Annotated in this window: 3 protein-coding genes; all 3 read left to right on the top strand. The window is 73.0% G+C overall.

Annotated features, from left to right (window positions below; all coding sequences use genetic code 11):
• The first annotated feature begins 271 nt into the window (after positions 1–271).
• The 3 genes from serA (at position 272) to leuA (ending at position 4,916) form a co-directional block, all read left to right on the top strand.
• Positions 272–1,861 carry a phosphoglycerate dehydrogenase gene (gene serA, locus NBX02_RS18880; protein WP_250283378.1) on the top strand — a complete coding sequence of 530 codons (1,590 nt, stop codon included), beginning with the start codon at positions 272–274 and terminating at the stop codon, positions 1,859–1,861.
• A 215-nt stretch (positions 1,862–2,076) separates the two neighbouring features.
• Positions 2,077–2,892 carry a septum formation family protein gene (locus tag NBX02_RS18875; protein WP_250292440.1) on the top strand — a complete coding sequence of 272 codons (816 nt, stop codon included), beginning with the start codon at positions 2,077–2,079 and terminating at the stop codon, positions 2,890–2,892.
• A gap of 317 nt (positions 2,893–3,209) precedes the next feature.
• On the top strand, positions 3,210–4,916 hold the full coding sequence (gene leuA, locus NBX02_RS18870; protein ID WP_250283382.1) for a 2-isopropylmalate synthase: 1,707 nt from the start codon (positions 3,210–3,212) through the stop codon (positions 4,914–4,916).
• The last annotated feature ends 127 nt before the right edge of the window (positions 4,917–5,043 follow it).

Below are 5,043 nucleotides of genomic sequence, written 5' to 3'. Positions count from 1 at the left end.
ACCGGGGACGGGGCCGGGGCGCGGATACGGACGGTCGGGCCGGGCCCGCTGCGGCGGGCCGGCCCGCCGGCGATTTCCGCCGGCGGGCCGGCCCGGTACGGCGCCGGAGCACCGACAGCGCCTTGCGGTGGGTACGCTGGGCGGCGCCTGTAACTTCCCGGCTATGTGACTTCGAGTGTTCTTTTTATTGCTTGTTGTTATCATTGCTGGTTTTTGTCTGCTGTCCCGTCCGCTGTCCGTCTGATCCGCTGTCTTCCCAAGGAGCCTTACCGTGCCCGTCGTCCTGGTTGCCGAGGAGCTGTCGCCGGCCGGGCTGGAACTGCTGTCCGGCGAGTTCGAGGTCCGCCATCTCGACGGGACCGACCGGGCCGCCCTGCTGGGCGCGATCCCCGAGGCGGACGCCCTGATCGTGCGCAGCGCGACCAGGGTGGACGCGGAGGTGCTCACCGCCGCCCGTTCGCTCAAGGTCGTCGCCCGGGCGGGGATCGGGCTGGACAACGTCGACGTCGCCACCGCCACCACCCGCGGTGTGATGGTCGTCAACGCCCCGCTGTCGAACATCGTCAGCGCCGCCGAGCACGCCGTCGCGCTGCTGACGGCGGTGGCCCGCCGCATCCCGGCGGCCACCGCCGCGCTGCGCGGCGGTGAGTGGAAGCGCTCGAAGTACGTCGGCGTCGAGCTCGCGGACAAGACCGCGGGCGTGGTGGGCCTCGGGCGCATCGGCCTGCTGGTCGCGCAGCGGCTGGCCGCCTTCGGCATGAAGATCGTCGCCTATGACCCCTACGTCTCGGTGGGCCGCGCCGCCCAGCTGGGGGTGCGCCTGGTCGACCTCGACGAGCTGCTGCGGATCAGCGACGTCATCACGATCCACCTGCCCAAGACGCCGGAGACGATCGGCCTCATCGGCCGGGACGAGCTCGAGCGGGTCAAACCGGGCGTGATCATCGTCAACGACGCCCGGGGCGGGCTCGTCGACGAGGCGGCCCTCGCCGACGCGGTCCGCGACGGCCGGGTGGGCGGCGCCGGCATCGACGTGTTCGCCACCGAGCCGACCACCTCCTCACCCCTGTTCGAGCTGGACAACGTGGTGGTCACCCCGCACCTGGGGGCGTCCACCGCGGAGGCGCAGGAGAAGGCCGGGGTCGCGGTGGCCCGGTCGGTGCGCCTGGCGCTGCGCGGCGAGTTCGTCCCGGACGCGGTGAACGTGCAGGCGGGCGGGGTGGTGGCCGAGGACGTCCGCCCGGGGCTGCCGCTCGCGGAGAAGCTCGGCCAGCTGTTCACCGGCCTCGCCGGCGGCCTCGCCGCCGCGATCACCGTCGAGGTCCGCGGCGAGATCGTCGCCCATGATGTGTCGGTGCTGCAGCTCGCCGCGCTCAAGGGCGTGTTCACCGACGTGATCGAGGAGCCGGTCACCTACGTCAACGCGCCGCTGCTCGCGAAGGGCCGGGGCGTCGACGTCGCGCTGGAGACGTTCGAGGACAGCCCCGACTACCGCAACCTCGTCACCATCCGCGGTGTGCTCGCGGACGGGACGCCGGTGTCGGTGAGCGGCACGCTGACCGGCCCCCGGCAGGTCGAGAAGGTCACCGCGATCGACGACTTCGAGGTGGACATCCGACCCCAGGCGCACCTGGCCTTCTTCCGGTACGAGGACCGTCCGGGGGTGGTCGGCGCGGTCGGCGCGCTGCTGGGCGAGGCCCAGATCAACATTGCCGGCGCGCAGGTCAGCCGTCGCAAGGCCGGCGGCGAGGCGCTGATGTCGCTCTCGCTCGACGACGCGGTGCCCGCGGACGTCCTGAGCGAGATCGCCAAGATCATCGGAGCGTCGGCGGCCCGGTCGGTCAGCCTCCACAGCCAGTGACCGGCCGGTGAGGGGCCGACCGGCCGGTGAGGAGCCGACCGGCCGGTGAGGAGCTGACGGGGAACCGGTGACCGGGCCCTCCGGCCGGCTCCTCACCGAGGCCGGACGGCCCGGTCACCGCGGTCCACCGCGGTGTGCCACGGGCCGTGGTGACCTGCCCCCTGGTTCAGTGGCCACGGTGTGGGAAACGAGTCCCTGGGTTTACCGTGAAAGCCATGGCTCGGGACGGTCGGGACCCGTTCGAGGGGTTGCGCCTCGATGACACTTTCGTGCGCTCCGCGCGCTTCATCGAGCCGTCAGCCGATGAACGGGTGGCAGCCTCCGGCGAGGCCGCGCGCGGCCGCTGCCGGGTGGAGCCCGTCCGGTCGAAGGGGCAGCGGGTGTTCTACCGCTGGATGTGGGCGCCGGGCTCCCCGCGCCGCCGTCGCACCACCCGGCTGGTGGCGTTCCTGACCCTGCTCGCCGGGATGGCGGGCCTTGGTCTCTTCCTGCTCCGTAACAACCCGCGCACGGCGGTGGTGTCCGCCCCGGCGCCCTCGGCCGGCACCCCGGTCCGGATGCACGAGCCCGCTCCCGGCGGCCCGCCGGCGGCCGCCGGCCCGCCGGCGACGAGCCCGGCCGTGCTCTCCGCCCGGGCGCAGCGGTTCGTGCTCGAGCCCACCCTGCTCAGCGGGCTACGGCCGGGGGACTGCCTGCTGTGGGCGCCGGATTCGGCACGCGAGGCCACCCCCGCCAAGGTGGGCTGCGACCAGCCGCACCTCGACCAGGTGACGGGGGTGGTCGACCTGGCCGCGCCCTTCCCCGGCTGGCCGGGCCGCCCGGCGCTGGACGCCGCCACCGCGAGGGACTGTGTGGCGGCCGCGCGCGCCCTCTTCGGCGACGCCGGTGGCGTCCCCGGCCTGAGGATCGCCTCGATCTACCCGGAGGAGAGCGCCTGGCAGGCCGGCACCCACGCGCTGGTGTGTACCGTGCGCGCCGACGATCTACGGCCGCGGGTCGGCCCGGCGCCGGCCGTGGGCCTGCCGACCTGATCTCGCCGGCCCGTCGGGCGGTGCCCGTCGGGCAGCGCCTGTCAGATAGCGCCTGTCAGATAGCGCACCTCGGGCAGCGCGGCGGACGGCTTTGCCGGGCGGTGTGGCGGACGCCGTGAGCCGTCGGGTAGTAAGCTCGCCGCAGTATGCGCACGCTTCTGCTTCTTAGTTGCCGCGGCGAGGCCTGAGACAGGCCGGCTTCCTCGTCGCGGGGGTTGTTGGTGCGCGCTGGCCGCCACAGGTTCTCTCCCGAAGCAGGAGCGGTAGAAGCGGTGACCACCCCACGGCAGTTTCCCGGCGTACAGCAGCCTTCCGGCATGCCCGTCGACAAGTACCGGCCGTTCGTCCCGGTCGACCTCCCCGACCGGGCCTGGCCGAACCGGACGATCACCCGCGCGCCCCGGTGGTGCAGCGTGGACCTGCGCGACGGCAACCAGGCGCTGATCGACCCGATGACCCCGGCGCGCAAGACGCAGATGTTCCAGCTGCTGGTGCGGATGGGCTACAAGGAGATCGAGGTCGGCTTCCCCGCCGCCAGCCAGACGGACTTCGACTTCATCCGGCAGCTCGTCGAGGGCGGGCACATCCCCGACGACGTCACCATCCAGGTGCTCACCCAGGCCCGGGAGGAGCTGATCGAACGCACGGTCCGCGCGCTCGTCGGCGCGCCGAACGCGCTGGTGCACCTGTACAACTCGACGTCGACGCTGCAGCGCCGGGTGGTGTTCGGGCTCGACCGGGCCGGCGTCACCGACATCGCCGTCCAGGGCGCGCAGTGGTGCGCCCGGTACGCGGAGAAGCTGCTGGCGGGCACCGACGTCCGCTGGCAGTACAGCCCGGAGTCGTTCACCGGGACCGAGCTGGGCTACGCCCTGGAGGTCTGCGAGGCGGTCATGGACGTCTGGCAGCCCACCGCGGACCGGCCGGTCGTGCTGAACCTGCCGGCGACCGTGGAGATGTCCACGCCCAACGTCTACGCCGACCAGATCGAGTGGATGTCACGCAGCCTGACCCGGCGGGACGCGGTCGTGCTCTCCCTGCACCCGCACAACGACCGCGGCTGTGCCGTGGCCGCCGCGGAGCTCGGGGTGCTGGCGGGCGCCGACCGGGTCGAGGGATGCCTGTTCGGCAACGGCGAGCGCACCGGCAACGTCTGCCTGGTCACCCTGGGGATGAACCTGTTCTCCCAGGGCATCGACCCGGAGATCGACTTCGGCGACATCGACGAGATCCGCCGGACCGTGGAGCACTGCAACCAGCTCCCGGTGCACCCCCGGCACCCCTACGGCGGCGACCTCGTCTACACCGCCTTCTCCGGCTCCCACCAGGACGCCATCAAGAAGGGCTTCGAGGCGATGGAACGGACCGGGCAGCGGCTGTGGGAGGTGCCCTACCTGCCCATCGACCCCAAAGACGTCGGCCGCTCCTACGAGGCCGTGATCCGGGTGAACAGCCAGTCGGGCAAGGGCGGCGTCGCCTACCTGCTGAAGGCGGAGCACTCCCTGGACCTGCCCCGCCGGCTGCAGATCGAGTTCTCCCACGCCGTGCAGCGCCACACCGACGACATCGGTGGCGAGGTGACCGGCGAGGAGCTGTGGGAGATCTTCTCCCGGGAGTACTTCCTGACCGCCGCCGCCTCCGACGCCCCGCTGGAGCTGCTCGGCTCCCGGACCACCGCCGCGCACGGGGAACGCGACGAGGTCCGGGTCTCGGTGCGCATCCACGGCGGTGAGGAGGTCATCAGCGGCACCGGCAACGGGCCGATCGACGCGTTCGTCGCCGCGCTGCGCACCCGGGACGTCGAGGTACGCGTCCTCGACTACCACGAGCACGCCCTGGGCTCGGGCGCGGACGCGCGGGCCGCGGCCTACCTCGAGGTCGCGGTGGGGGACAGGGTGTTCTGGGGCGTGGGGATCGACCCGAACATCGTCACCGCGTCCCTGCGCGCGGTGGTGAGCGCGGTCAACCGGGCCGCGCGGGAGCAGCCGATCGTCCCGGGCATCCAGGCCGCCGCGGGTACCTGAGGGCCCCGGCCGTCCGAAGCTCTCCGGCGGTGAGGCCCGGGCATCCCGGGCCTCACCGCCGTCGGGTGCCCGGGGTGCCTTCGGGGCCTGGGGCCGCGCTCCCGAGGCCGGGCCCGGGAGCCGGGCG

It is taken from the genome of Protofrankia sp. CiP1_Cm_nod1 (assembly GCF_920888515.1).
Taxonomy (GTDB): domain Bacteria; phylum Actinomycetota; class Actinomycetes; order Frankiales; family Frankiaceae; genus Protofrankia.
Note: the sequence above shows the minus strand (reverse complement) of the source record. Positions and strands in the feature narration are given on the sequence as shown.